At 68.7% G+C, this 23068-nt stretch carries 24 protein-coding genes; 5 read left to right on the top strand and 19 right to left on the bottom strand.

The window, feature by feature from the left end; genetic code table 11:
- Position 1: 1 nt before the first annotated feature.
- The 4 genes from ITJ57_RS06375 (at position 2) to ITJ57_RS06360 (ending at position 4143) form a co-directional block, all read left to right on the top strand.
- Positions 2–982, top strand: coding sequence for a branched-chain amino acid ABC transporter permease (locus tag ITJ57_RS06375; RefSeq protein ID WP_056008035.1), 981 nt, complete (start codon positions 2–4; stop codon positions 980–982).
- Positions 972–1943, top strand: coding sequence for an ABC transporter ATP-binding protein (locus ITJ57_RS06370; protein WP_194669326.1), 972 nt, complete (start codon positions 972–974; stop codon positions 1941–1943). The genes ITJ57_RS06375 and ITJ57_RS06370 overlap by 11 nt, the downstream gene beginning before the upstream one ends.
- Positions 1940–2716, top strand: coding sequence for an ABC transporter ATP-binding protein (locus ITJ57_RS06365; protein WP_194669325.1), 777 nt, complete (start codon positions 1940–1942; stop codon positions 2714–2716). Before ITJ57_RS06370 ends, ITJ57_RS06365 begins: the two co-directional genes overlap by 4 nt.
- Positions 2717–3198: 482 nt before the next feature.
- Entirely contained in the window at positions 3199–4143 is a 945-nt protein-coding gene (locus tag ITJ57_RS06360; RefSeq protein WP_194669324.1) for a hypothetical protein, read from the top strand.
- 304 nt (positions 4144–4447) lie between these two features.
- Here the strand turns inward: ITJ57_RS06360 and ITJ57_RS06355 are convergent, their stop codons facing one another.
- From ITJ57_RS06355 to groES, 3 genes are all read right to left on the bottom strand, one after another.
- Positions 4448–5728 (bottom strand): ABC transporter substrate-binding protein, encoded by a 1281-nt coding sequence (locus ITJ57_RS06355; RefSeq protein ID WP_194669323.1) that lies wholly within the window; start codon positions 5726–5728, stop codon positions 4448–4450.
- A gap of 187 nt (positions 5729–5915) precedes the next feature.
- Positions 5916–6821 (bottom strand): EamA family transporter RarD, encoded by a 906-nt coding sequence (gene rarD, locus ITJ57_RS06350; protein WP_228506855.1) that lies wholly within the window; start codon positions 6819–6821, stop codon positions 5916–5918.
- Positions 6822–7042: 221 nt separating this feature from the next.
- On the bottom strand, positions 7043–7339 hold the full coding sequence (gene groES, locus ITJ57_RS06345; RefSeq protein WP_056008047.1) for a co-chaperone GroES: 297 nt from the start codon (positions 7337–7339) through the stop codon (positions 7043–7045).
- Positions 7340–7497: 158 nt separating this feature from the next.
- Here groES and ITJ57_RS06340 point away from each other — a divergent pair, with 158 nt between their 5' ends.
- Positions 7498–8691, top strand: a complete 1194-nt coding sequence (locus tag ITJ57_RS06340) for a class I SAM-dependent methyltransferase (protein ID WP_194669321.1) — start codon at positions 7498–7500, stop codon at positions 8689–8691.
- A 44-nt stretch (positions 8692–8735) separates the two neighbouring features.
- Here the strand turns inward: ITJ57_RS06340 and ITJ57_RS06335 are convergent, their stop codons facing one another.
- The 16 genes from ITJ57_RS06335 to ITJ57_RS06260 all read right to left on the bottom strand — a co-directional run bounded on the left by ITJ57_RS06335 (position 8736) and on the right by ITJ57_RS06260 (position 22938).
- On the bottom strand, positions 8736–9428 hold the full coding sequence (locus ITJ57_RS06335; RefSeq protein ID WP_194669320.1) for a DUF4190 domain-containing protein: 693 nt from the start codon (positions 9426–9428) through the stop codon (positions 8736–8738).
- A 112-nt stretch (positions 9429–9540) separates the two neighbouring features.
- On the bottom strand, positions 9541–10599 hold the full coding sequence (gene tsaD, locus ITJ57_RS06330; RefSeq protein WP_194669319.1) for a tRNA (adenosine(37)-N6)-threonylcarbamoyltransferase complex transferase subunit TsaD: 1059 nt from the start codon (positions 10597–10599) through the stop codon (positions 9541–9543).
- On the bottom strand, positions 10596–11132 hold the full coding sequence (gene rimI / locus ITJ57_RS06325) for a ribosomal protein S18-alanine N-acetyltransferase (RefSeq protein ID WP_194669318.1): 537 nt from the start codon (positions 11130–11132) through the stop codon (positions 10596–10598). Before rimI ends, tsaD begins: the two co-directional genes overlap by 4 nt.
- On the bottom strand, positions 11129–11758 hold the full coding sequence (tsaB, locus tag ITJ57_RS06320) for a tRNA (adenosine(37)-N6)-threonylcarbamoyltransferase complex dimerization subunit type 1 TsaB (protein WP_194669317.1): 630 nt from the start codon (positions 11756–11758) through the stop codon (positions 11129–11131). The genes rimI and tsaB overlap by 4 nt, the downstream gene beginning before the upstream one ends.
- Before the next feature lie 10 nt (positions 11759–11768).
- The gene (gene tsaE, locus ITJ57_RS06315; protein ID WP_194669316.1) at positions 11769–12269 is read right to left on the bottom strand and encodes a tRNA (adenosine(37)-N6)-threonylcarbamoyltransferase complex ATPase subunit type 1 TsaE; all 501 of its coding nucleotides are present in this window, start codon (positions 12267–12269) and stop codon (positions 11769–11771) included.
- A complete protein-coding gene (gene alr / locus ITJ57_RS06310; protein WP_194669315.1) occupies positions 12266–13420 on the bottom strand; it encodes an alanine racemase in 1155 nt (384 codons plus the stop codon). The genes tsaE and alr overlap by 4 nt, the downstream gene beginning before the upstream one ends.
- Positions 13420–13776, bottom strand: coding sequence for a holo-ACP synthase (locus tag ITJ57_RS06305; RefSeq protein ID WP_194669314.1), 357 nt, complete (start codon positions 13774–13776; stop codon positions 13420–13422). Before ITJ57_RS06305 ends, alr begins: the two co-directional genes overlap by 1 nt.
- 75 nt (positions 13777–13851) lie before the next feature.
- Entirely contained in the window at positions 13852–15699 is a 1848-nt protein-coding gene (gene glmS, locus ITJ57_RS06300) for a glutamine--fructose-6-phosphate transaminase (isomerizing) (protein ID WP_194669313.1), read from the bottom strand.
- Positions 15700–15780: 81 nt separating this feature from the next.
- A complete protein-coding gene (gene coaA, locus ITJ57_RS06295; RefSeq protein ID WP_056008070.1) occupies positions 15781–16731 on the bottom strand; it encodes a type I pantothenate kinase in 951 nt (316 codons plus the stop codon).
- A 47-nt stretch (positions 16732–16778) separates the two neighbouring features.
- Complete coding sequence (glmM, locus tag ITJ57_RS06290; protein ID WP_194669312.1) at positions 16779–18140, bottom strand: phosphoglucosamine mutase; 1362 nt, start codon at positions 18138–18140, stop codon at positions 16779–16781.
- Between the two features lie 25 nt (positions 18141–18165).
- Positions 18166–18651, bottom strand: coding sequence for a 30S ribosomal protein S9 (rpsI, locus tag ITJ57_RS06285; protein ID WP_056008076.1), 486 nt, complete (start codon positions 18649–18651; stop codon positions 18166–18168).
- A gap of 28 nt (positions 18652–18679) precedes the next feature.
- Positions 18680–19126 (bottom strand): 50S ribosomal protein L13, encoded by a 447-nt coding sequence (gene rplM / locus ITJ57_RS06280; protein WP_056008079.1) that lies wholly within the window; start codon positions 19124–19126, stop codon positions 18680–18682.
- A gap of 174 nt (positions 19127–19300) precedes the next feature.
- On the bottom strand, positions 19301–20245 hold the full coding sequence (truA, locus tag ITJ57_RS06275) for a tRNA pseudouridine(38-40) synthase TruA (protein WP_370582229.1): 945 nt from the start codon (positions 20243–20245) through the stop codon (positions 19301–19303).
- Positions 20235–21248, bottom strand: coding sequence for a GNAT family N-acetyltransferase (locus ITJ57_RS06270; RefSeq protein WP_194669311.1), 1014 nt, complete (start codon positions 21246–21248; stop codon positions 20235–20237). Before ITJ57_RS06270 ends, truA begins: the two co-directional genes overlap by 11 nt.
- Positions 21249–21343: 95 nt before the next feature.
- Positions 21344–21901: a 50S ribosomal protein L17 gene (gene rplQ / locus ITJ57_RS06265; protein WP_056778745.1), complete on the bottom strand. Its 558-nt coding sequence runs from the start codon at positions 21899–21901 to the stop codon at positions 21344–21346.
- Positions 21902–21945: 44 nt separating this feature from the next.
- Positions 21946–22938, bottom strand: coding sequence for a DNA-directed RNA polymerase subunit alpha (locus tag ITJ57_RS06260; RefSeq protein WP_056008091.1), 993 nt, complete (start codon positions 22936–22938; stop codon positions 21946–21948).
- Positions 22939–23068: the final 130 nt, after the last annotated feature.

The raw sequence follows: 23068 nt of genomic DNA, 5'->3' as shown, positions 1-23068 counted from the left end.
CATGGACTGGGGAAGCATTCTCTCGAACACGCTCGCTTGGGTCATCAGCCCGGAGACGATCGCGTACGCGCTCGCAGCACTCGGATTGGCCGTGCACTTCGGCTACGGCGGGTTGTTGAACTTCGGTATGGCCGGGTTCATGGCGCTCGGCGCCTACGGCTACGCCATCTCGATCCTGAGCTTCGACCTCCCGTGGTGGGCCGGCATCATCGTCGGTTGCCTGGCATCAGTGGTCTTCGCCTTCATCCTCGGCATTCCGACGCTGCGGTTGCGGGCCGACTATCTGGCCATCGTGACGATCGCCGCGGCGGAGATCGTCCGCCTGCTCTTCACCACGCAGGTCTTCGACGAGTACACCAACTCCGCTGACGGCCTCGGCAACTACCACGCCGGCTTCCGGGCCGCGAACCCGATCCCGGAGGGCATCTACGGCTTCGGCCCGTGGGAGCTCAACGCGAACCAGTGGTGGGTCCGGATCTTCGGCATCCTGCTGCTGGCCGTCGCCGCCCTCCTCGTGTTCCTCCTCATGCGCAGCCCCTGGGGCCGTGTCCTGAAGGGCATCCGCGAGGACGAGGACGCCGTGCGCGCCCTCGGCAAGAACGTGTTCGCGTACAAGATGCAGGCGCTCGTCGTCGGTGGCGTCTTCGGCGCACTCGGCGGGGTGGTGCTGGCGCTGCCCTCCGCGGTCGTGCCCAGCGTGTACGTCACGAGCCTCACGTTCTTCATCTGGACGATCCTCCTGCTCGGTGGGGCTGCCACGGTCTTCGGACCGCTGCTCGGCTCGGTGATCTTCTGGGTGATCATGGCGTTCCTCTCGAACGTCCTCCCGGCGCTCGTGAAGGCCGACGTCCTGCCGTTCATGAGCTCGACGCAGGCGTCGACGCTCCGCTACGTGCTGGTGGGTGTCGCGCTCATGTTGATCGTCATCTTCAGGCCGCAAGGCATCCTCGGAAACAAGAAGGAGCTGACCTTTGTCAAGTAACAGCTCACCCACCTCGCGGCCGGTCAAGACCACCGGTCTCCACGTCGGCGAGATCGTCCCAGGCGTCAAGAAGGTCGACCCCATCCTCGTCGCCGACCAGGTGACGCGGACCTTCGGTGGCCTGCAAGCGGTGAACGTGGAGCACCTCGAGGTGCCCCGCAACGCGATCACCGCGCTCATCGGCCCGAACGGTGCCGGCAAGACCACCCTGTTCAACCTGCTGACCGGTTTCGACAAGCCCAACACCGGGACGTGGAACTTCGACGGGAAGAGCCTCGGCGGTGTCCCGGCGTTCAAGGTCGCCCGCATGGGGCAGGTCCGCACCTTCCAGCTGACGAAGGCGCTCGGCCTCCTGACCGTGCTCGAGAACATGAAGCTCGGAGCGACCGGTCAGACCGGCGAGGGCATCTTCTCGAGCCTCGTGAAGCCGCTCTGGCGGAAGCAGGAGGCGGACCTCGAGGTCAAGGCGATGGACCTGCTGCGCCGGTTCAAGCTCGACACCAAGCGCGACGACTACGCCGCCAGCCTGTCCGGCGGGCAACGGAAGCTCCTCGAGATGGCTCGGGCGCTCATGAGCGACCCGAAGCTCGTCATGCTCGACGAGCCGATGGCCGGCGTCAACCCGGCGCTCACGCAATCGCTGCTCGACCACATCCTGGCGTTGAAGGACGAGGGCATGACCGTGCTGTTCGTCGAGCACGACATGCAGATGGTGCGCCACATCGCCGACTGGGTGGTCGTCATGGCCGAGGGTCGTGTCGTCGCCGAAGGGCCGCCGGACACCGTCATGGAGAACCCGGCCGTCATCGACGCCTACCTCGGCAGCCACCAGGACGTCGACCTCGGTGTCGTGACCGGCCGGATCGCCGGCGAGGACAGCGCCGCAGCCGAAGAGCTGCTGGCCGAGATCGAAGACGAACGGCTCGCGGCTGGCGCCGAGCCCGAGGAGGAGCGGAAATGAGCGACGTGAAGGGTGCCCCCGTGGGCGGCACCGCGGTCAAGACCGCCGAGATGGTCGTCGAGGTCAGCGATCTGACGGCCGGTTACCTGCCCGGGGTGAACATCCTCAACAGCGCGAACCTCACGGCGCGCAAGGGTGAGCTCATCGGCATCATCGGGCCGAACGGTGCCGGCAAGTCGACGCTGCTCAAGGCGATCTTCGGGCAGGTGAAGGTGCGGAGCGGTCAGGTCCTCCTGAACGGTGAGGACATCACCGGGCTCCGGGCGAACAAGCTCGTAGCCCGAGGTGTCGGTTTCGTCCCGCAGACGAACAACGTCTTCCCGAGCCTCACCATCGAGGACAACCTGAAGATGGGGCTGTTCCAGAAGCCGAAGCAGTACACCGAGCGCCTGGAGTTCGTCACCGGGATCTTCAGTGAACTCGGCAAGCGGCTGAAGCAGCGTGCCGGTTCGCTGTCCGGTGGCGAGCGGCAGATGGTCGCGATGTCGCGCGCGCTGATGATGGACCCGCACGTGCTGCTCCTCGACGAGCCGTCCGCCGGGCTGTCGCCTGTCCGGCAGGACGACGCGTTCATCCGGGTGTCGGACATCAACAAGGCCGGTGTCACGACCATCATGGTCGAGCAGAACGCGCGTCGCTGTCTCCAGATCTGCGACCGCGGGTACGTGCTCGACCAGGGTCGTGACGCCTACACCGGTACCGGCCGTGAACTGCTGTCGGACGACAAGGTGATCGGCCTCTACCTGGGCACGCTCGGCCAGGACGAGGACTGATCAGCGGTTCCCCACTCGCGGCTCGGCGGGTACTTCGGTACCCTCGAACGTGCTCGTCCCGGCCATCGGCTGTGTGACGACCCGAAGCCACCGGAACCCGACCGGTGATCGAACCACAACTCCTCCCTCCCCCGAGGGGCACCGTCGCACCAAGACGGCCTCCTGAGACGGGGACGGAGGAGTTGTGCATTCCGGCCTCTCCTCCCCTCCTTGTGCCAGCGCGGTGCGCTGACGTGAGTGCGGTCCTGGCGCGTGAGCGCGGGTCTCCGGAGCCCCGCGCTCACGCGCTCCACCCGCCCTCACGCCGAGTCACCTCCACCGCGGCACAGGACCAGCGCTGACGCCCATGACCCGCGGTGACGCCAGCGCGCCGCGCTGAGCACCACCGCGAGGCTCGCTCCACCGCGAGCCGGTCGAGTGGCCGTTTCCACACCTCCCCGCTCATCCGTGTTGGAACACCACGGAACGGGCACGGTGAGTCGATGGAATCCTTCGATCTGAACCTGCTCATCCGCCCGAACGGCCTCCTGCTCGTCCGAGACGCACGTCGGGTCGGTGCCGAGCGTCTGGTGAGTGCCGCTCATCGCGACGGAGACCTGGTGCGTCTGCGGAAAGGCATCTACGTCCCAGAACCGACCTGGCGGTCCCTGTCCCCCGATGACCGCTACCGCCTCCGGATCGACGCGGCGGCCGTCGCCCTCCGCAAAGACGCCCTGTTCAGTCACTACTCGGCGGCACGGCTCTGGGGACTGCCGATCGTCGGCCCATGGCCGGCTGAGGTGCACACGTTGACGAGCGGCGACCGCGGAGGACGCTCAGCACCGGGAATCATCCGTCATACGACGCAAGGCGCGGTCGCGCACCGGATGCGACATGGGCTCCCGGTGACCGACCCGGCTCGAACGGTGGTCGATCTCGCCCGGATCGCCCGCCTCGACGACGCCGTCGCCGTCGCCGACGCCGCGCTCCGACTGAGGCTCACGGACGAGAGCGCACTCCGCTCGCTCGCACGAGATCTGCCGGGGCGTCGTGGAGGACGGCAAGTGCGGTTCGCGATCGGCTTCGCGGACCCTCTGGCGGCGAACGGTGGCGAGTCCAAGATGCGCGTCGTGATCGCCCAGCTCGGATTCGCCGTCCCGTCCCTGCAACAGTCGTTCGCCGACGCCGACGGACCGATCGGCATCGTCGATGCCGTCTGGCCAGACGAACAGGTCATCCTCGAACTCGACGGCCGCCAGAAGTACGTGCGAGAGGAGTTCACACAGGGACGCGATGTGGCCGACATCGTCCTGGCGGAGAAGCACCGGGAAGACCGACTTCGTGCGCTCGGCTACACCGTCGTCCGCGCCACTTGGGAGGACCTCGTCCATCCGGGCCGGCTCGCTGCGAAGCTCGAGCGTGCAGGGCTGCAGCGGGCGTTCCGCTGACCCGTGGCTCTTCTTTCGCTGCCAGCGCGGTGCGCTGACGTGAATGCACCGTACCGACCGTCAGAGCGGTGCACGGGCGTGAGCGCGCCCCGCTGTGCAGCACCGACGGTTAACGGGCGTGAGCGCGCCCCCGGCGCGTGAGCGAGGGTCTCCGGAGGCCCGCGCTCACGCGCTGGATCCGCGCTCACGTCAGCGCACCGCGCTGGCACCAGCACCACACCAGCGCGAGGTCCGGCGGGAGCGCATTGGCCGGACACGACGAAGGCCCCGGATCGCTCCGGGGCCTCGTCAGTCGCTCAGGCGACTAGTTGGTGCGGGTGTACTTGTTGTCGTCACCGTACTGGTAGATACCGATCGTCGCCTCGGTCGGGTCACCGTTCTCATCGAAGGTGATCGGACCGGAGTTGCCGTCGTAGTCGATCTTCTTGCCGTCGGCGATGGCCTTCGCACCCTCTTCGAAGGTGGACACCTTCTCGCCCTTGTCCTTGCCACCGGACACGGACTGGAGCTCGCCGGCCATGTCGGCACCCTCGGTCGAGCCTGCCTGCAGCGCCGCGAGAGCGAGCAGGATGACCGCGTCGTAGGATTCGGCCGCGTAGCTGTAGTCCTTCAGCGGCTCGCCGCCCTCGTCCTTCACGAACGCCTGGAGGCGGTCGGTGAAGTCACCGAGCTTGGCGGTGTCGAGACCGGGCAGCGTTCCCTTGGCGCCCGTGAGGGTACCGGGCGCGAAGTCGGCGCTGTAGTCGGCGAGGTTGCCGTCCACGAAGTAGAGCTTGTCCGACGGGAACCCGGCGAGTCCGGGGACGATCGTCTTGGTCTCCTCGAACGCGATGATCGCGATCGCGTCGGGGTTCTCCGCCTTGACCGCGCTGATCTGCGCGTCGAAGGAGGTGTCACCCGTGTTGTACGACTGCTCGGCGACCACTTCGCCGCCGGCGCTCTCGAACGCCTCCTTGGTGAACTTCGCCAGGCCGGTGCCGTACGAGTCGTTCAAGTAGATGATGCCGAGGGTGGCGTTGCCGTCCTCCGCGATCAGGTTCCCGAGGACCTCGCCCTGCAGCACGTCGGACGGCGCCGTCCGCCAGTAGAGACCGTTGTCGTCCCACGTCGTGAAGTCGGCGGAGGTGTTCGCCGGGGAGAACTGGATGACGCCTGCGCCGGTGACTTCGTCGATGAAGAGCTTCGACACACCCGACGACGCCGCACCGATGATGGCGGTGACGCCCTCGGAGAGCAGACGGGGGACCTCGGTCGCGTACGCCTTGTTGTCGGAGTCACCCGAGTCGCCGAGCGTCAGGTCGATCTTGATGCCCAGGTTGGCGTCGTTGACCTCCTTGACCGCGAGACCGACACCGGCTTCCTCGGGCGGGCCGAGGAACGCCAGGTTGCCCGTCTGGGGCAACGCGGTGCCGAGCTTCAGGGTGAGGTCGCCAGCAGGCTTGCTGCTGCCGCTGCCACTGTCGTCACTGCCACCTGAGGCGCATCCGCTCAGGACCAGCGCGCTGGCTCCGATCAGTGCGATGCCACCGAGAACGATGGCACGAGGGCGGGAGCGAGCGGCCGTGGCCTTCGAAAAGACGCTCATGGTACTCCTTGCTTGTCAGAAGAGTGGCAGCTCCAGGGGCTGCCGTTGTGTCAAGTTATCCGCTGAGAGTGCGCTGGACAATGTCGTTGACGTTACAAGCGTGTAACACGACCAAATCGTTACCTCAGAGGTACCGGTTTCGCGTCTTTCCTGCAGTGGTCGCGCGATCAGCGCCGGAATCCGCTGTTCAGACCATTGCGGCACGGCGTCGATCGGCGGCCGCTGACCGTCGGCTGCGCGCGGACGCCACGAGCATGTCGACCGTGAGGATGGCGAGTGCCAACCAGACGAGTCCGAAGCCCAGCCACCGCTCGGGCGGCATCGCCTCGTGGAGGACCGCCACGCCGACGACGAACTGGATGATGGGCGCGAAGTACTGGATGAACCCCATCCAGGTGAGCGGCAACCGCCGAGCCGCCGCAGCGAACAGGAGGAGCGGGACGGCGGTGATGACACCGGCTCCGATCAGGAGGAGTGTGTGCCCAACGCCGGCGGTGCCGATCGTGAGCCCGCCGGAGACCCCGACGGCGATGAGCTGCGCGATCGCCACGGGCGTCAGCCATGCCGTCTCGAGCGTCAGACCCGACACCGCGTCGACCACACCACCGACCTGCTTCTTGATGTAGCCGTACAGGCCGAAGGAGAAGGCGAGGATGAGGGCGATCCACGGGACGCTGCCGTGCCCGATCGCGAGGACGAGTACCGCGATCACGCTGACGACCACCGCGGCCCACTGCGCGGGACGAAGCCGCTCGCGGAGGAAGAAGACGCCGAGGAAGACGGTGACGATCGGGTTGATGAAGTACCCGAGCGATGCCTCGACCACCTGCCCGTTGAGCGCTCCGTAGACGTAGGTCTGCCAGTTGACGTAGATGAGCGCACCGGCCAGCCCCATCGTGAGCACGATGCGCCGCTGCCGCAGGATCCCGAGCAGGCGACGCCAGGAGCGCGTCACGAGGATGAGCACGGCGCAGAACACGAGGGAGAACACGATCCGCCAGGCGACCACCTCGAAGGCCCCGGCCGGCGCGAGCGCGATGAAGTAGAGCGGCAGTGCTCCCCAGAGGCAGTACGCGGCGACCGCCGAGATCAGGCCCGACCGGCTGCCCTGCTGCGGGACCTCGACCCCTGAACGCCCGCGCGCCGCTTCGGCGGCGAACTCGACTTCTACTTCCGCTGGATCGCTCGGGTTCTGCACTGGTCCAGGCTAGACCCGCGGCGGGCGGACCGACCTCGTGAAACGGACACAGCCCGAACGGCTGATGCCATTCGGGCTGTGGAGCGGCCTGAGCCGCTGGGTTCGTTCGTCGGTGTCTAGCGGACGACGACGGCGAGGACGTCGCGCGCGGACAGGACCAGGTAGTCCTCACCGGCGTACTTGACCTCGGTGCCGCCGTACTTGGAGTAGATCACCTTGTCGCCGACGGCGACGTCGAGAGGGACGCGGTTGCCGTTGTCGTCGATGCGACCGGGTCCGACCGCCACGACCTCGCCCTCCTGGGGCTTCTCCTTGGCGGTGTCGGGGATGACCAGACCGGAAGCGGTGGTCTGCTCTGCCTCGACCTGCTTGATGACGATGCGATCCTCGAGCGGCTTGATGGAGACCGACACGGTTGACCTCTTTCTTGAAACGAAGACGTTGTTAGCACTCACACTGCGAGAGTGCTGATTCCAGTCTAGGCATCTTCTGGCACTCACGCAATGCGAGTGCCAATGACCGGCTGCTAGCGTTGCCGGATGCACCCAGCTCCGCGCGAAGTCCGCTGACCATGGAACGATCGGAACTCGTGGAGCTCCTGACGGCCGACGGGCTCAGACTCCTCGACTCGCTCCCGCCCTACCCGTCCAAGGATGAGGCCGTCCGACTCGTCGGTCGGCTCCGGAACGAGGGGCACTCCCCCGCGCTCGTCGCGGCCGTGCTCACGCAGTCGCGTCTCCGCCACAAGGCGGTCGGCAAGTTCGGCCCGTTCGCCGACCGCATGCTGTTCACCGAGGCGGGTCTCGAACAGGCCACCCGGCTGCCCGTGGCAGCCCTACACGCCGGGCGCTTCGCCCGAGCTGGCCTCACGCGCGTCGCCGATCTCGGCAGCGGCATCGGAGCCGATTCGATGGCGATGGCCTCCCTCGATCTGGCGGTGACGGCGGTCGACATCGACGAGGTCACGGCCGCCATCGCGAGCTACAACCTGGCGCCGTTCCCGTCGGCGACGGTCCGGAACGAAGCGGCCGAGGACGTCGCGCTCGAGGAGTTCGACGCCGTCTGGTTCGACCCGGCCAGGAGGACGGCAGGGCACGTCGACACGTCCCGACTCGCGAGCGCCGCCGACTACACCCCCTCCCTCGACACCGTCTTCGCCACGGCGGGCCGTCTCCCGGTCGGCGTCAAACTCGGGCCCGGCTTCGACCGCTCCCTCATCCCTGATGAAGCCGAGGCGCAATGGGTCTCGGTCGACGGCCAGCTCGTCGAGATGACCCTCTGGTTCGGCCCGCTCGCCCGACCGGGTGTCCGGCGCGCCGCGCTCCTGCTCGCAGACGGCGTCCACCACGAACTCACGGCGGACGGTGACGCGGACGACGCACCGGTCCGCGACCTCGGTGCGTACGTCCACGAACCCGACGGCTCTGTCATCCGCGCCCGTCTCATCGGCGACCTCGCCGTCCGCTTGGAGGCGGGCATGCTCGGTCAGGGCATCGCGTATCTCACCTCTGACAGCGCGACGACCTCGCCGTTCGCGTCGACGTTCCGCGTGCTCGAGCGGCTCCCCATGGATGAGAAGACCCTCAAGCGGACGATGCGCGAGCGCGGGATCGGCGTCCTCGAGATCAAGAAGCGCGGCGTCGACATCGATCCGGCAGCGTTCCGCAAACGGCTCGCATTGCGCGGCGACCGTTCGGCCACGATCATCCTCACGAGGATCGCGGGGAAGCACAGCGCCCTCCTGGTCGAGCGCGTCGGTCACTGAGGCGGTGTACCGCGCAGCGCGGTCGTCTTCCCGTCCGTCTCTGACTAGGTCGAGACGTAGCCGACGATCACGACGACGCTGTAGACCAGCCATCCGATCGAACAGGCGAGGCCGACGAAGCCGGTCACGAGACCCGTCAGTGCACGACCGCGAGCCCCCGGTTCGCGGCGGCGTGCCCCGAACCCGAGGACGATCGCGACGATCGACAGCGGGAAGCCCCAACCGACGAAGACCGATACGACGAGCCCGACGATGCCGCTGATGAGCGACCAGGTGCTGCGGGCGGTGGACGTGGAGGCGGCCGCCGCGCCCACCGATGAGGGCTGCTGCTGGTACGCGGCGTATCCGCCCTGGCTCGGAGCCTGGTACACGGCCGTCGGCACGGTCTGGAGGTACGTCGACTGCTCACCCTGCCAGGTGGACGGGGCCGTCTGCTGACCCGGTCGACCTGATGGAGCGGCGGGCGCGCCGGCGCGCCAGTCGGTGGCAGGCGGCACGCCGTACCCCTGTTGGCCGGCCTGAGACCACTGCTGCTGCGAGGGGTCCTGGTACGGCTGCTGCTGCGGGGCCTGCTGGTCGGGCTGCTGCGACGGCTGCTGCTGCGCCGTCGGGTACTGCTGCCCCTGCGACGGTCGACCGCCGTGCTCCGGCTGACCGGACTGCTGCTGCGGCGGCTGCTGTCCCGGCGCGCCGTTCTGCTGCGCGGGCCGTCCCTCGGGGTGCTGTTGCTCGTCCATCGCCGCTCCTTCGCTCCGTGACCGGGTACCGGCCCATCCTATGCGTCGAGCGGTGGACGGGCTCGTCGACGACCGCCTCGAGGAGGGATCCCCGCTCGCGCCGGGGAGCCGTCTAGTGGACCTGGATCTCCGTGACCGGCAGGGTCGAGTCGGCGCCGAAGTCGAGCGAGGAGGGCTCGCGTCCGGCGGAGATGAGCTGCGACGCGAGCGCCGCGATCATCGCACCGTTGTCGGTGCACAGCTGCAGCGGCGGGATGCGGAGTTCGATGCCCGCTGCCGCAGTGCGCTCGGCGGCGACCTCGCGGAGGCGCGCGTTCGCGATCACGCCACCGCCGAGCAGGAGGCGTGGCACGCCGAGCTCGGTGCACGCCTTGACCGCCTTCGAGACGAGCACGTCGACGACGGCCTCGCGGAAGCTCGCCGCGACGTCGGCGACCGGTACCGGCTCTCCGGCGTCCTGCTTGGCCTCGACCCACCTGGCGACCGCGGTCTTCAGCCCGGAGAAGGAGAAGTCGTATCGGTGACGATCCATGTCCTTCGGCAGGCTGAGCCCTCGGGGGAAGCGGATCGCCTTCGGGTCGCCACCGACCGCGGCCCGGTCGATCTGCGGACCGCCCGGGTAGGGCAGACCGAGGATGCGTGCGACCTTGTCGAACGCCTCGCCCGCTGCGTCGTCGATGGTCTCGCCGAGGAGTTCGACGTCCGAGACGAGATCCCGCACCAGGAGGAGCGAGGTGTGTCCGCCCGACACGAGCAGCGCGATGGTCGGGTACTCGATGAGGCCGTCCTCGGAATCGAGCACGTCGGCCCCGACGTGTCCGACGAGATGGTTGACCGCGTACAGCGGCTTGCCGAGGGAGACGGCGAGCGCCTTCGCCGCTCCGACACCGACCATCAGTGCGCCGGACAGTCCCGGACCGCTCGTCACGGCGACGGCGTCGAGATCCGCCAGGCTGACACCGGCTTCGGCGAGCGCCGTCGTGAGAGTGGGCTGGAGCGCCTCGAGGTGGGCTCGCGCAGCCACCTCGGGGACGACGCCGCCGTACCTGGCGTGCTCGTCCATGCTGGAGGCGATGGTGTTGGCGAGGAGTCGGTGTCCGCGGACGATGCCGATGCCGGTCTCGTCGCAACTCGTCTCGATGCCGAGGACGAGTGGTTCGTCGCGGTTCATGCCATGCTCCCCGGGTGGTGGTCGGCCTGCTCAAGCGGAGGCCGCCCGTGCGCGGGCATCGGCGGCCTCGCTTGGACGGTGAGGCGCATGACGATGGCGTCGACGTCGTCCGGTTGGTAGTACCCGGGTCGCAGCCCGAGCTCCTCGAAGCCGAGGCTCCGGTACAGCGCGATCGCGACGGGATTGTCCGCCCTGACCTCGAGGAACACCTGCGACACGTCCTGCTGTCTCGCCTGTTCGATGAGCGCCTGCATGAGCAGACGCCCCAGCCCGCCACCTCTGGCGTGGCCGGCGACGGCGATGGTCTGGATGTCGGCGTCATCGGAGCGGGAAGGCGCGAAGAGCCCGGCGTAGCCGGCCAGCGGGGCGTCCTCGGCGTCGACCTCGGTCGCGACGAGGTAGTGCCCGTGCGGCGAGGCGAGTTCGGCACGCATCATCTCGGTCGACCACGCGTCGTTGAGGAACACGGTGCTCTCGAGTTCCATGATCGCGTCGAGGTCCGCGACGCCGGCCCGGCGCAGGAACCAGGTCATGCCGTCACCCGCTTGGCACCGGTGGACATCGTGACGTCGGGTGAGCGCAGGTAGAGGGGTTCCTCCCCCGCGAACACCCCGTCGGAAGCGAGGAGCAGTGCCGCGATCCGGCCCAGCGCACCGGCTGGGACGACGACCGCGTCGAACCGCACGGCCTCGGAGCTCGGCAGGTCCTCCGGCTTCGCCAGGGCGGGACCCCGGGTGCGGACGGGGAGGCCGGTCGCGTCGAGGCCCGCGTAGGCCGTCCAGTAGCGCTCGCGGCGACGGGCGTCGGTGACGACCAGGAGCCGGTCGTCCGGCGCGGCCCGGCCGGTGGCGTACGCGTCGAGTGCGATGCCGTCGTGGCTCACCACGGGGTGGACCGGGAGGCCGGCTCCGACACCGAAGCTGCGGGCAGCCGCGATGCCGATCCGGAGCCCGGTGAACGGTCCGGGGCCCATGCCGGCGACGACCCCGGTGAGGTCGGCGATGGCGACCCTCGCCTCGTCGAGCGAGCCGGCGATGAGCGAGCCGATGACCTCGGCGTGACGCATCGGGTCGTCGGATGACCGTTCGGCGAGGATCACGCCGTCCAGGGAGACGACGGCGACGCTCGAACCCGCGGATGTATCGATCGCCAACAGCACGTCGTCCAGCCTACCCGGGGTCGGTGGCGGCATGCCGCGAGAGCGTGAGCGTCCGCTGCTCGATCGGTTCCTCACCGGCGTCGCTGGTGGTCGGCGCGTCGCCGGCACCGGTCGGCCGCTCGATCACGAGTTCGAACCATTCGGGGACGACGCCGTCGAGGAGTCCGGCGCCCCACTCGACCACGACGACGGATCGGGCGAAGTCGATGTCGAGGTCGTCGAGTTCGAGCGCGGAGCCGAGCCGATAGGCGTCCACGTGCACGAGGGGCGGACCGCCGACGAGACTCGGGTGGGTGCGCGCCAGCACGAAGGTCGGGCTGGTGACCGGACCACGCACCCCGAGCCCCTCCCCGATCCCGCGCGTGAGGGTCGTCTTGCCCGCCCCGAGCGGCCCGGTCAGCACGAGCAACTGCCCGGCGCGCAGTTCCGCGCCGAGCCGGACGCCGTACGCGTGCATCTCCTCCGGGGTCGCCACCTCGACCGTGCCCGGGGTGAGGACCTGATCCGTCATGACCGCTCCCTCGGCGTCCGCACCACCCGTGGCCCGATCCGGGTGACGAGTTCGTAGTTAATCGTCCCGGCGGCCTCGGCCCACTCCTCGACGCGGGGCGCGCCGGTGGCAGGGTCGCCGAACAGGACGGCGTCGTCACCCACCTCGACCGGATCGTCTCCCACGTCGACGACGAACTGGTCCATGGCGATCCGACCGGAGACCCGGTAGCGGCGGCCGTTGATCACGACGGGGCCGGCGTTCGAGGCGCTACGGGGCACCCCGTCGGCGTAGCCGAGCGGGACGAGGGCGAGCGTCGTCGAAGAGTCCGCCCGGTAGCTGTAGTCGTAGGACACGCCGGTGCCCGGTTCGACCCGACGCACGGCGGCGACGGATGCCCGGAGCGTCATGACCGGGCGGAGATCGAAGGCGGCAGCCGAGCGCGCGGCGTCCTCGGTGGGTTCGAAGGGCGACAGCCCGTAGGCGGCGATCCCGAGGCGCACGGCGTCGTACCGGAGTGTCGGTTCGCCGAGGGCGGCCGCGGAGGCGGCGAGGTGGAGACTCCGTGGCGTGAGCCCGGCGGCGGTGGCGAGGTCGGCACCGCGCTCGAACCGCACGGCGGCGGCGGCGTCGTCCGCACTCGAGGTGTTGGACACATGCGAGAACAAGCCGTCGACCCGGACGAGACCAGCGCTCTCGGCTGCTGCGGCGGCCTGGAACAGCTCCGGCCAGTCGGCCTCGGCCGCCCCGTTCCGGCTGAGGCCGGTCTCGAGCTTGAACTGGACGACGGGCACCCCGGATCCGTGCTCCCTGGCCGCGTCGATCACGCGGTCGAGCTGCGCCACCGACGACAGACCGAGCTCGATCCCGGCGTCGAGTGCCGCACCGAAATCGGCGTCCGGTCCATGCAACCAGGCCAGGACGGGCGCGGTGACCCCTGCCGCACGGAGCGCGACCCCCTCGCGGATGTCGGCGACGCCGAGCCGGTCGGCCCCGGCCTCGACGGCCGCCAGGGCGATCGCCGCGGCACCGTGCCCGTAGGCGTCCGCCTTGACGACGACGATGAGTTCGGAGACACCGGTGATCTCGCGCAGACGACGGACGTTGTGCCGCAGCGCCCCGAGGTCGATGATCGCCTCGCGCGTCGGACGCGCGTCGGAACCGCTCGGCATCAGCCCTCCCGCTCGGCGACGACGAAGGCGACGGCCACCCCGGCATCGTGGGTCATGCTGAGGTGCATGCTGGTGATGCCGCGCTCAGCGACGACCCCGGCCGTGACCCCGGACAGCTCGAAGTCGGGCTTCCCCTCCGGACCGTTCACGATCGCCATCTCCTGCCAACGGATGCCGTCGGAGGACCCCAGCGCCTTGATGAGCGCCTCCTTCGCGGCGAAGCGGCCAGCGAGCGACCGCAACGGCAACTCCCGTTCAGCAGGCACGAAGAGCCGGGCGAGGAGGTTCGGGGTCCGGGTCACGGCCCGCCCGAACCTCGCGAGGTCCACGAGGTCCACCCCGATACCGATGATCATCCTTCTACTCTACGGCCGACGCATCGTGCGGGGCGGACCGGCCGACGGGCCACCTCGGACCCCGCGGACCGACGCCTACTCGACGGTGACGGACTTCGCGAGGTTGCGGGGCTGGTCGACGTCCAGGCCCTTCGCCGTCGCGAGCTCCATCGCGAAGATGTGGAGCGGGATGACCGCGAGGAGCGGCTCGAAGAGCGGACCGGCGAGCGGGATCGGGATGACCTCGTCCGCCGAGGGCAGGACCGCTGCGTCACCCTGCTCGGCGATCGCGATCACCCGTGCACCGCGAGCGCGGATCTCCTCGATGGTCGAGACGACCTTGGGGTGCAGGATCGCGGAACCCCGCGGGCTCGGCACGACCACGAAGACGGGCTGGCCCGGCTCGATGAGGGCGATCGGTCCGTGCTTGAGCTCACCACCGGCGAACCCTTCGGCGTGGATGTAGGCGAGTTCCTTGAGCTTCAACGCACCCTCGAGGGCGATCGGGTATCCGACGTGCCGGCCGAGGAAGAGCACCGCACGGGAATCCGCCATCCAGTGCGCGAGCTGCGCGATCTTCTCGGAGGCACCGAGGATGCTGGCGATCTTGTCCGGGACGGCCTGCAGTTCCTCGACCTGCGCGGACAGGTACTCCGGCGTCTGCGTGCCACGGACGCGGGACAGGTGCAGCCCGAACAGGTAGAGCGCGGTGATCTGCGCGGTGAACGCCTTCGTCGACGCGACCGCGACCTCCGGCCCGGCATGGGTGTACACCACGGCATCGGACTCGCGGGCGATCGTCGCACCCTGAGTGTTGCAGATCGACAGGGTCTTCGCGCCGGACTCGCTCGCGAAACGGACCGCCATGAGCGTGTCCATCGTCTCGCCCGACTGGCTCACCGAGATGACGAGGGTGCGGGCGTCGATCACCGGGTCGCGGTAGCGGAACTCGTGACTGAGCTCCACCGTGACCGGGATGCCCGCCCACCGCTCGATCGCGTAGCTGCCGACGGTGCCGGCGTACGCGGCCGTGCCACAGGCGATGATCACGATGCGGTTGATGTCGAGGAAGAGCTCGTCGAGGCCGGCGAGCTCCGGGATGACGACCTGTCCGCCCTCGACCCGTCCGCGGATCGTGTTGGCGACGGCGTCGGGCTCCTCGCTGATCTCCTTCGCCATGAAGCTCGACCAGCCACCCTTGTCGGCCGCGGACGCATCCCACTGGATCTCGAACGGCTCGGTCACGACGTGGTTGCCGGAGAAGTCGGTGACCGTGACGTCGTCCGGGGTGATGACGACCATCTGGTCCTGGCCGATCGCGACCGCGCGCTGCGTGTACTGCACGAAGGCGGCCACGTCGGATCCGAGGAAGTTCTCGCCATCGCCGAGGCCGATGACGAGCGGCGAGTTCCGGCGTGCCCCGATCACGACGCCGGGCAGCTCCTGGTGCATCGCGAGCAGGGTGAAGGCGCCGTCGAGGCGGGCGACCACACGGCGGAAGGCCTCGGTCAGGTCACCCGTCGACCGGTACTCACGGCCGATGAGGACCGCGGCGATCTCCGTGTCGGTGTCGCTCTCGAAGGTGAACCCGTCGGCGAGGAGTTCGGCACGCAGCTCGGCGAAGTTCTCGATGATGCCGTTGTGGATGAGTGCGAGGCGCCCCTCGTCGCCGAGGTGCGGGTGCGCGTTGCGGTCGGTCGGCCCGCCGTGCGTGGCCCAACGGGTGTGGCCGATGCCGGTCGCCCCGGGGGCGATCGGGTTCGCCGCGAGGTCCTCGGTGAGGACGGCGAGCTTCCCGGCACGCTTACGCGTGTTCAACGAACCCGTCGCGTCGAGCACGGCGATGCCGGCGGAGTCGTACCCCCGGTACTCGAGCCGCTTCAATCCGCCCATCAGGACGTCGACCGTCTTGTCGTTCCCGACGTACCCCACGATTCCACACATGTAGAGCAGCATAATCGGGCGATTTTGCGAGGATGCTGCACCAACTCGGGCAGCTGGGCCGTCAGCCGTCGGACAGCGCGCTCAGAGCTTGCGGAGCAGCACCGAGGACACGGTGTGGTCCGAGTCCTTCCGCAGGACGAGCTTCGCCCGGGAGCGGGTCGGGCGGATGTTGTCGACGAGGTTCGGCTCGTTGATCGACCGCCAGAACCCCCGCGCCTGGTCGGCGGCCTCCTCGTCGGAGAGCTCGGCGAACACGTTGAAGAACGAGTTCGGGTTGGAGAACGCGCCGCGCTTCAACGCCATGAACCGGTCGACGTACCAGGACTCGATGTCGCGCGTCCTGGCGTCGACGTAGATGCTGAAGTCGAAGAGGTCGCTGATCGCGAGGCCACTCGCCGTCGCGGCCGGTTGGAGGACGTTCAGCCCCTCGACGATCAGGACGTCGGGACGCCGCACGACCACTTGGGCCGTCGGGATGATGTCGTAGCGGAGGTGCGAGTAGAACGGCGCGCGCACCTCGGCGGCCCCACTCTTCACGGCCGTGATGAACCGCAGGAGGGCCCGGCGGTCATAGGACTCCGGGAAGCCCTTGCGATCCATGATGCCGCGCCGCTGGAGCTCCTCGTTCGGGTACAGGAACCCGTCGGTCGTTACGAGTTCGACGTGCGGGGTGTCCGGCCAGCGCGACAGCAACTCGCGCAGCAGCCTGGCGATCGTCGACTTGCCGACGGCCACCGAGCCGGCGACCCCGATGACGAACGGGGTGCGGAGCGCCTGATCACCGAGGAACCGACTCGTCGCCCGCCCGAGGTCCTGGGTCCCCTTCGCGTACAGGCTGAGCAGCCGGCTGAGCGGAACGTAGACCTCCTCGACCTCCCGCATGTCGAGACGGTCGCCGAGGCCGCGGATCTGCACGACCTCGGTCTCACTCAGCGGCGTCGACGTCTCGGGAGCGAGTCGCGCCCACTCGGCGCGGTCGATCTCCACGTAGGGCGTCGGCTGCCCGGAGGCGCCACTCGTCGTCGAAGTCATGCGATCACTCTTCCACAGCTCGACCCACCGGCCCGCCGCCGGACGATTCAGATGGCGAGTCGTTCGCGGACGACGTCGGCGAGACGATGGGCCAAGCGGTCCGCCGTCGGCTGGTCGGCCGCCTCGACCATGACCCGGACGAGGGGTTCCGTGCCCGACGGACGCAAAAGCACACGGCCCTCGTCACCGAGCTCGGCCTCCGCGTCGCGGACCGCGGCGTCGACGACCTCGTCGCCGACGAGTCGGTTGCGGTCGACGCCCGTGACGTTGACGAGGATCTGCGGGTACACCTGCATGACCTCGGCGAGCTGGGCGAGGGTCTTGCCGGTGCGCGCCATCTCGGCCACGATGTGCAGGCCCGTGAGGATCCCGTCGCCCGTGGTCGCGTAGTCGGCCATGATGACGTGGCCCGACTGCTCACCACCCAACGAGTAGGCGTGCTCGTTCATCGCCTCGAGGACGTAGCGGTCGCCCACACCGGTCTGCACGACCGTGATGCCGTGCTCCCGCATCGCCACGTGCAACCCGAGGTTGCTCATGACGGTCGCGACGAGCGTGTCGTCCTTGAGCTTGCCGCGCTCCTGCATCGAGACCGCGAGGATCGCCATGATCTGATCGCCGTCGACGATCTTGCCGGCAGCGTCGACCGCGAGGCACCGGTCGGCGTCGCCGTCGTGCGCGATGCCCAGATCGGCACCGTGCTCGAGGACCGCCTGCGACAGGAGGTCGAGATGCGTCGAGCCGACCCCGTCGTTGATGTTCATGCCGTCAGGGTCGTTGCCGATGATGGTGACCCGCGCCCCGGCGTCGCGGAAGGTCTCCGGTGATACGCCGGCGGCAGCGCCGTGCGCGCAGTCCAGGACGACGTGGATGCCGTCCAGACGGTTGGGCAGGCTGCCGAGCAGGTGGACGACGTAGCGGTCCTCGGCGTCGGCGAACCGGACGATGCGACCGACGTCGGCACCGGTCGGGCTGAGCTTGGGGCGGTCGAGGTATTCCTCGATCCGGCGCTCCACGGCGTCAGGGAGCTTGGTGCCGCCACGGGCGAAGATCTTGATGCCGTTGTCGGGCGCGGGGTTGTGCGAGGCGGAGATCATCACGCCGAAGTCGGCGTCGATGTCGGCGATGAGGAACGCCGTCGCTGGCGTCGGCAGGACGCCTGCCTCGAGCACGTCGACGCCCGAGGACGCCAGGCCCGCCGCGACGGCGGCGGACAGGAACTCGCCGGAGATGCGGGGGTCGCGTGCGAGCACGGCGACCGGACGCTTCCCGGCGGCACGGCGGGCCTCAGCACTACGGCCTTGCCCAAGCACCACTGCGGTGGCTTGGGCAAGGCCGAGAGCGAGGTCTGCCGTCAGGTCGGCGTTCGCGAGACCGCGAACACCGTCGGTACCAAACAGCTGAGGCATTGAGCTTCGCTTGTCCTGAGCGCGATTAGCGCTTCGAGAACTGCGGAGCCTTACGGGCCTTCTTGAGTCCGGCCTTCTTGCGCTCCTTGACGCGAGCGTCACGGGAGAGGAAGCCGGCCTTCTTCAGCGTGGCGCGGTTGTTCTCCTCGTCGATCTGGTTGAGCGAGCGCGCGATGCCGAGACGCAGCGCACCGGCCTGGCCCGAGGGGCCACCACCGGAGATGCGTGCGATGACGTCGTAGCCGCCGACCAGGTCGAGGACGGTGAACGGGTCGTTGATGAGCTGCTGGTGCAGCTTGTTCGGGAAGTAGTCCTCGAGCGTGCGGCCGTTGACCGTGATGGTGCCGCTGCCGGGGACGAGGCGCACGCGGGCGATGGCCTGCTTGCGACGACCGACGGCTGCGCCGGGGACGCTCAGCACGGCGCGAGGCGCGGTGACAGCTGCTTCAGGAGCCGACTCGGTGGAGTAGCTCTGCGGGGTCTCTTCGATGGAATCTGCGATGTTCGCCACTGTGGAATCCTTTTTTCTTGTCCGGTGCTTACTGGGCGACCTGGTCGAGCGTGAACGGCTTGGGCTGCTGAGCGGCGTGAGGGTGCTCGCTGCCGGTGTAGACCTTGAGCTTCTTCAGCTGGTCGCGGCCGAGGGAGTTCTTCGGCAGCATGCCGCGGATCGCCTTCTCGACGGCGCGGATCGGGTTCTTCTCGAGGAGCTCGGCGTAGGTGACGGCCGAGAGCCCGCCCGGGTAACCGGAGTGGCGGTACGCCTTCTTCTGCAGGAGCTTGGCGCCGGTGAGGGCCACCTTGTCTGCGTTGACGATGATGACGAAGTCGCCACCGTCCATGTGCGGGGAGAAGGTCGCCTTGTGCTTGCCGCGCAGGAGCGCTGCGGCGTGGCTGGCCAGGCGGCCGAGGACCACGTCGGTGGCGTCGATGACGACCCAGTCGTGCGTGATCTCACTGGCCTTCGGGGAATACGTGCGCGTCACAATAGTGCTGCTTTCTGGTCGGAGTTGGTCGTTCGTGAATCCCGCTCCTGTTGGGAGTTCCGATCGGAACGCCCGAGGTGGAGGGCTCAACTTCGGGTACCGCACCGCAGAAGGCGCAGGCACCAACGGGAGAGTCTACGTGATCACCCCTCGTCGGTCAATTCAGACCCGCGATCAGTCGGCGCCCGCCGCGACGTGCTCGTGGCTCCGCCGCTGCCGGGTCGTCGCTGCGCGGGACTGCAGCAGCCCGGGCTCCGGATACCCGACCTCGACGAGGGTGAGTCCCCGCGCCGGCATGACCCGGAAGTCGATCTCCCGGTGGCCGCCGTCCCGGAGCCGGACGACCTCCTCGAGTGACAGGCGCCTCTCTCCCACGGCGACGCACGCACCGACGAGCGAGCGGACCATGCTGTGGCAGAACGCGTCGGCGGTGAGTCGGGCGACGAGCACACCCGCGTCGTCGCGCTCCCAGCTGAAGGCCTGCAAGGTCCGAATGGTCGTGGCCCGAGGTCGCGGTTTGCAGTACGCCTGGAAGTCGTGGAGTCCGACGAGGGATGCCGCCGCCTGCTGGAGTAGCTCGAGGTCGAGTGAGGAGGTCGTCCAGCTCGTGGTGCGGCGGACAATCGGATCCTTGCGCACGTCAGCATCGGCGAGCCGGTACCGGTAGTGACGCCAGACGGCGGAGAACCGCGCGTCGAAGCCTTCCGGAGCCGGCTCGGCGGCATGGATGACCACGTCGCGGTCCATCCCGAGGACGCCGTTCAGGCGCCGGGCCAGCAGCGTGCTCGCACTCTCGAAGCGGGGAGAGCCGTCGGGGAACTCGGCGTGGCGGCCCTGCAGGCGGGTGATCTTGGCCAACTGGGGCTCGGTCAGGTCGAGGTGCGCCACCTGGCCCGACGCGTGGACACCGGCGTCGGTGCGTCCGGCCACCACGAACCGTGGCACGGGTGGAACGGTCTTCCCGAGCACCCGGTAGAGGGCCTCCTCCAGGACACCCTCGACCGTCCGGAGGCCGGGTTGCTTCGCCCACCCGGCGAAGTCCGTCCCGTCGTAGGCGATCGCGAGCTTGAACCGCTGCGCCGGCAGCACGCGCTCCGCCTCGGACGCGTCACCGCTCACGGACGTACGCCAGATCACGCGTCGTCGCGACGAACCCCTGCCGTTCGTAGAGCCCGAGCGCTCCCGTCGGGCTGGCCGTGTCGACCTCGAGCGTCGCCCGCTCCAGACCGGCGGCCTGGATCCGTCGGAGTGCCGCGGCGAGGATGGCCGGAGCCAAGCGCCGACCGCGCCAGTCGCGGACGGTACCCACCAGGGCGATGTAGGCGCTCGTGAAGCCCTGAGCAGACCAGCTGTCCTCGTCGACCTCCGCCAGGGTGAACCCGACGACCCGTCCGTCGTCGGCGACCGCCACCACCGAGAGGTCGTCCCGGAAGTGTGCGCCGCCCACGAACTGCGCCCACATCGCCGGAACCGTCTCGAGGCTCCCCCAGTGGTCGCGGAAGGAGTCGTTCCGTGCGTCGCGCGTGCGATCGGCGAACTCGGGCCGGTACTCCTCGAGCGTGACGCCGGCTGGGACGTCGATCTCGTCGACCGGCCGGGAGAGGTCGCGCTCCATGATCGTGAAGTAGCGAGCCACGCCGAACCCGAACCGCTCCAACAACCGCGCTGCCGCGGTGTTCCGTTCGTCGACGTAGGCCCGCGAGGAGGCCGGAGCCCCCGTCTCCACCGAGGCCAACTGCTGATCGGACCGCTCGAGGGACCAGGCGAGCAGGGCCCGACCGATCCCGCGCTCGCGCCACTCGGGGTGCACGCCGCCGAACACGTAGGAGTACACGGAGACGTCCCTCGAGGGAGACAGGATCACCATCGCGTAGGCGACGAGCGTCCCATCCGCGGAGAACGCGAGCAGACTGTCGGTCGCCATGTCGATCCACTCGTGATCGAACTCGTCGGCGATCTCGTCACGGCTCGTCACCCGGTGGGGGTTGTCGAAGGGGTCCATCGCGCGGCACAGGGCGACGATGTCGTCGATGTCCGCGCGCTCCGCCGGACGCCACTGCGTGATCTCGGGGTGCTGCGGACCGGCTGGCCGGCCGGCCGGAACGGGAGGAGTGGTACTCATACCTCCAGCCTAGGACACCGTTGAAACGCGCCCCGGGAACGACGGAACCCCGCCCTCCGTGCGGAGAGCGGGGTTCCGTTGGTGTGGTGCCGAACCTACTTGGCGTCCTTCGCGGGAGCCTCGTCGGTGGTCTCGCCGGCGTCGACCGACTCGCCGTCGGTCTCCGTGGCCTCGACTGCCTCAGCAGCCTCGACCTCGGCCTCGGCGGCAGCGGGCGTCTCCTCGGCCGGAGCCTCGTCGACCGGCGCTGCAGCGTGCTTCGCCGACTGCTTGGCCGGCTTCGCCTTCGGCGTGACGGGCTCGAGGACGAGCTCGATCACGGCCATCGGAGCGTTGTCGCCCTTGCGGTAGCCGGTCTTGATGATGCGCGTGTAGCCGCCCTGACGGTCGGCGACGAGCGGAGCGATCTCCGTGAAGAGCTCGTGGACGACGCTCTTGTCGGTGATGGTCGCGAGCACCCGACGGCGGGCGTGCAGGTCGCCACGCTTCGCGAAGGTGATCAGGCGCTCAGCGAGCGGACGAAGACGCTTCGCCTTGGTCTCGGTGGTCTGGATGCGCTTGTGGGTGAACAGCGCAGCAGCGAGGTTGGCGAGCAGCAGACGCTCGTGAGCGGGGCCGCCTCCGAGGCGGGGTCCCTTGGTGGGAGTAGGCATTCTTGTCTCTCTTCAGGTTGGAAAGTCGTCAGGTGGATCGCGAGCTAGGAGACGGTCTCGTCGTCGTAGCCGCTGTAGAAGTGGGCGCCGTCGAACCCGGGGACCGAGTCCTTCAGCGAGAGGCCCATTTCGGTGAGCTTGTCGCGAACCTCATCCACCGACTTCTGACCGAAGTTGCGGATGTTCATGAGCTGCGTCTCCGACAGCGCGACGAGCTCGCTGACGTTGTTGATGCCCTCACGCTTGAGGCAGTTGTACGAGCGCACGGAGAGGTCGAGGTCCTCGATCGGGATCGAGAGCTCGCCGGGCAGCACGGCGTCGACCGGCGCGGGGCCGATCTCGATGCCCTCTGCGGCGGTGTTGAGCTCGCGGGCCAGACCGAACAGCTCGGTCAGCGTGCGACCGGCCGACGCGATGGCGTCGCGCGGCGTGATAGCCGGCTTCGACTCCACGTCGACGACCAGGCGGTCGAAGTCGGTGCGCTCACCGGCACGAGTCGCCTCGACGCGGTAGGTAACCTTGAGCACGGGCGAGTAGATCGAGTCGACGGGGATCTGACCGGCTTCGCTGAACTCGTTGCGGTTCTGCGTCGCCGAGACGTAGCCACGGCCACGCTCGATCGTGAGCTCGAGCTCGAACTTCGCCTTGTCGTTGAGCGTCGCGATGACCAGGTCCGGGTTGTGGACCTCGACACCGGCCGGAGCCGAGATGTCGGCCGCGGTGACCTGGCCTGCGCCGGTCTTGCGGAGGTACGCCGTGATCGGCTCGTCGTGCTCGCTGGAGACGACGAGACCCTTGATGTTCAGGATGATCTCGGTGACGTCTTCCTTGACACCGGGGATGGTGCTGAACTCGTGCAGCACACCGTCGATGCGGATGCTCGTGACTGCGGCACCCGGGATGGACGACAGCAGGGTGCGACGGAGCGAGTTCCCGAGGGTGTACCCGAAGCCTGGCTCGAGCGGCTCGATGATGAACCGGCTGCGGAACTCCGAGATGGATTCTTCGGTGAGCGTAGGGCGCTGTGCGATGAGCACTATGGATTCCTTTCGGCTAAGTGTCCGCTATATGACACTTGCGTTGGCGAGGTATTGAATTGTGTTCGCTGGCCCTGGTCACCAGGACCATGCCGTGATCCGTCCGCGGCGATCAGATGATCGCTACGGA

The sequence above is a fragment of the Plantibacter sp. VKM Ac-2880 genome, from assembly GCF_015351235.1.
Taxonomy (GTDB): domain Bacteria; phylum Actinomycetota; class Actinomycetes; order Actinomycetales; family Microbacteriaceae; genus Plantibacter.
This window is presented reverse-complemented; position numbering and strand designations above follow the sequence as displayed.

What these genes read in the sequence shown, in the direction of transcription:
- rplQ (WP_056778745.1), bottom strand. Translation starts at nt 21,901, where the DNA reads ATGCCTACTCCCACCAAGGGACCCCGCCTCGGAGGCGGCCCCGCTCAC.
- ITJ57_RS06270 (WP_194669311.1), bottom strand. Translation starts at nt 21,248, where the DNA reads ATGAGTACCACTCCTCCCGTTCCGGCCGGCCGGCCAGCCGGTCCGCAG.
- ITJ57_RS06340 (WP_194669321.1), top strand. Translation starts at nt 7,498, where the DNA reads ATGGAACGATCGGAACTCGTGGAGCTCCTGACGGCCGACGGGCTCAGA.
- glmM (WP_194669312.1), bottom strand. Translation starts at nt 18,140, where the DNA reads ATGCCTCAGCTGTTTGGTACCGACGGTGTTCGCGGTCTCGCGAACGCC.
- ITJ57_RS06335 (WP_194669320.1), bottom strand. Translation starts at nt 9,428, where the DNA reads ATGGACGAGCAACAGCACCCCGAGGGACGGCCCGCGCAGCAGAACGGC.
- tsaD (WP_194669319.1), bottom strand. Translation starts at nt 10,599, where the DNA reads ATGAACCGCGACGAACCACTCGTCCTCGGCATCGAGACGAGTTGCGAC.
- ITJ57_RS06305 (WP_194669314.1), bottom strand. Translation starts at nt 13,776, where the DNA reads ATGATCATCGGTATCGGGGTGGACCTCGTGGACCTCGCGAGGTTCGGG.
- ITJ57_RS06375 (WP_056008035.1), top strand. Translation starts at nt 2, where the DNA reads ATGGACTGGGGAAGCATTCTCTCGAACACGCTCGCTTGGGTCATCAGC.
- tsaE (WP_194669316.1), bottom strand. Translation starts at nt 12,269, where the DNA reads ATGACGGATCAGGTCCTCACCCCGGGCACGGTCGAGGTGGCGACCCCG.
- alr (WP_194669315.1), bottom strand. Translation starts at nt 13,420, where the DNA reads ATGCCGAGCGGTTCCGACGCGCGTCCGACGCGCGAGGCGATCATCGAC.
- coaA (WP_056008070.1), bottom strand. Translation starts at nt 16,731, where the DNA reads ATGACTTCGACGACGAGTGGCGCCTCCGGGCAGCCGACGCCCTACGTG.
- glmS (WP_194669313.1), bottom strand. Translation starts at nt 15,699, where the DNA reads ATGTGTGGAATCGTGGGGTACGTCGGGAACGACAAGACGGTCGACGTC.
- rimI (WP_194669318.1), bottom strand. Translation starts at nt 11,132, where the DNA reads ATGACCTGGTTCCTGCGCCGGGCCGGCGTCGCGGACCTCGACGCGATC.
- ITJ57_RS06355 (WP_194669323.1), bottom strand. Translation starts at nt 5,728, where the DNA reads ATGAGCGTCTTTTCGAAGGCCACGGCCGCTCGCTCCCGCCCTCGTGCC.
- ITJ57_RS06360 (WP_194669324.1), top strand. Translation starts at nt 3,199, where the DNA reads ATGGAATCCTTCGATCTGAACCTGCTCATCCGCCCGAACGGCCTCCTG.
- ITJ57_RS06365 (WP_194669325.1), top strand. Translation starts at nt 1,940, where the DNA reads ATGAGCGACGTGAAGGGTGCCCCCGTGGGCGGCACCGCGGTCAAGACC.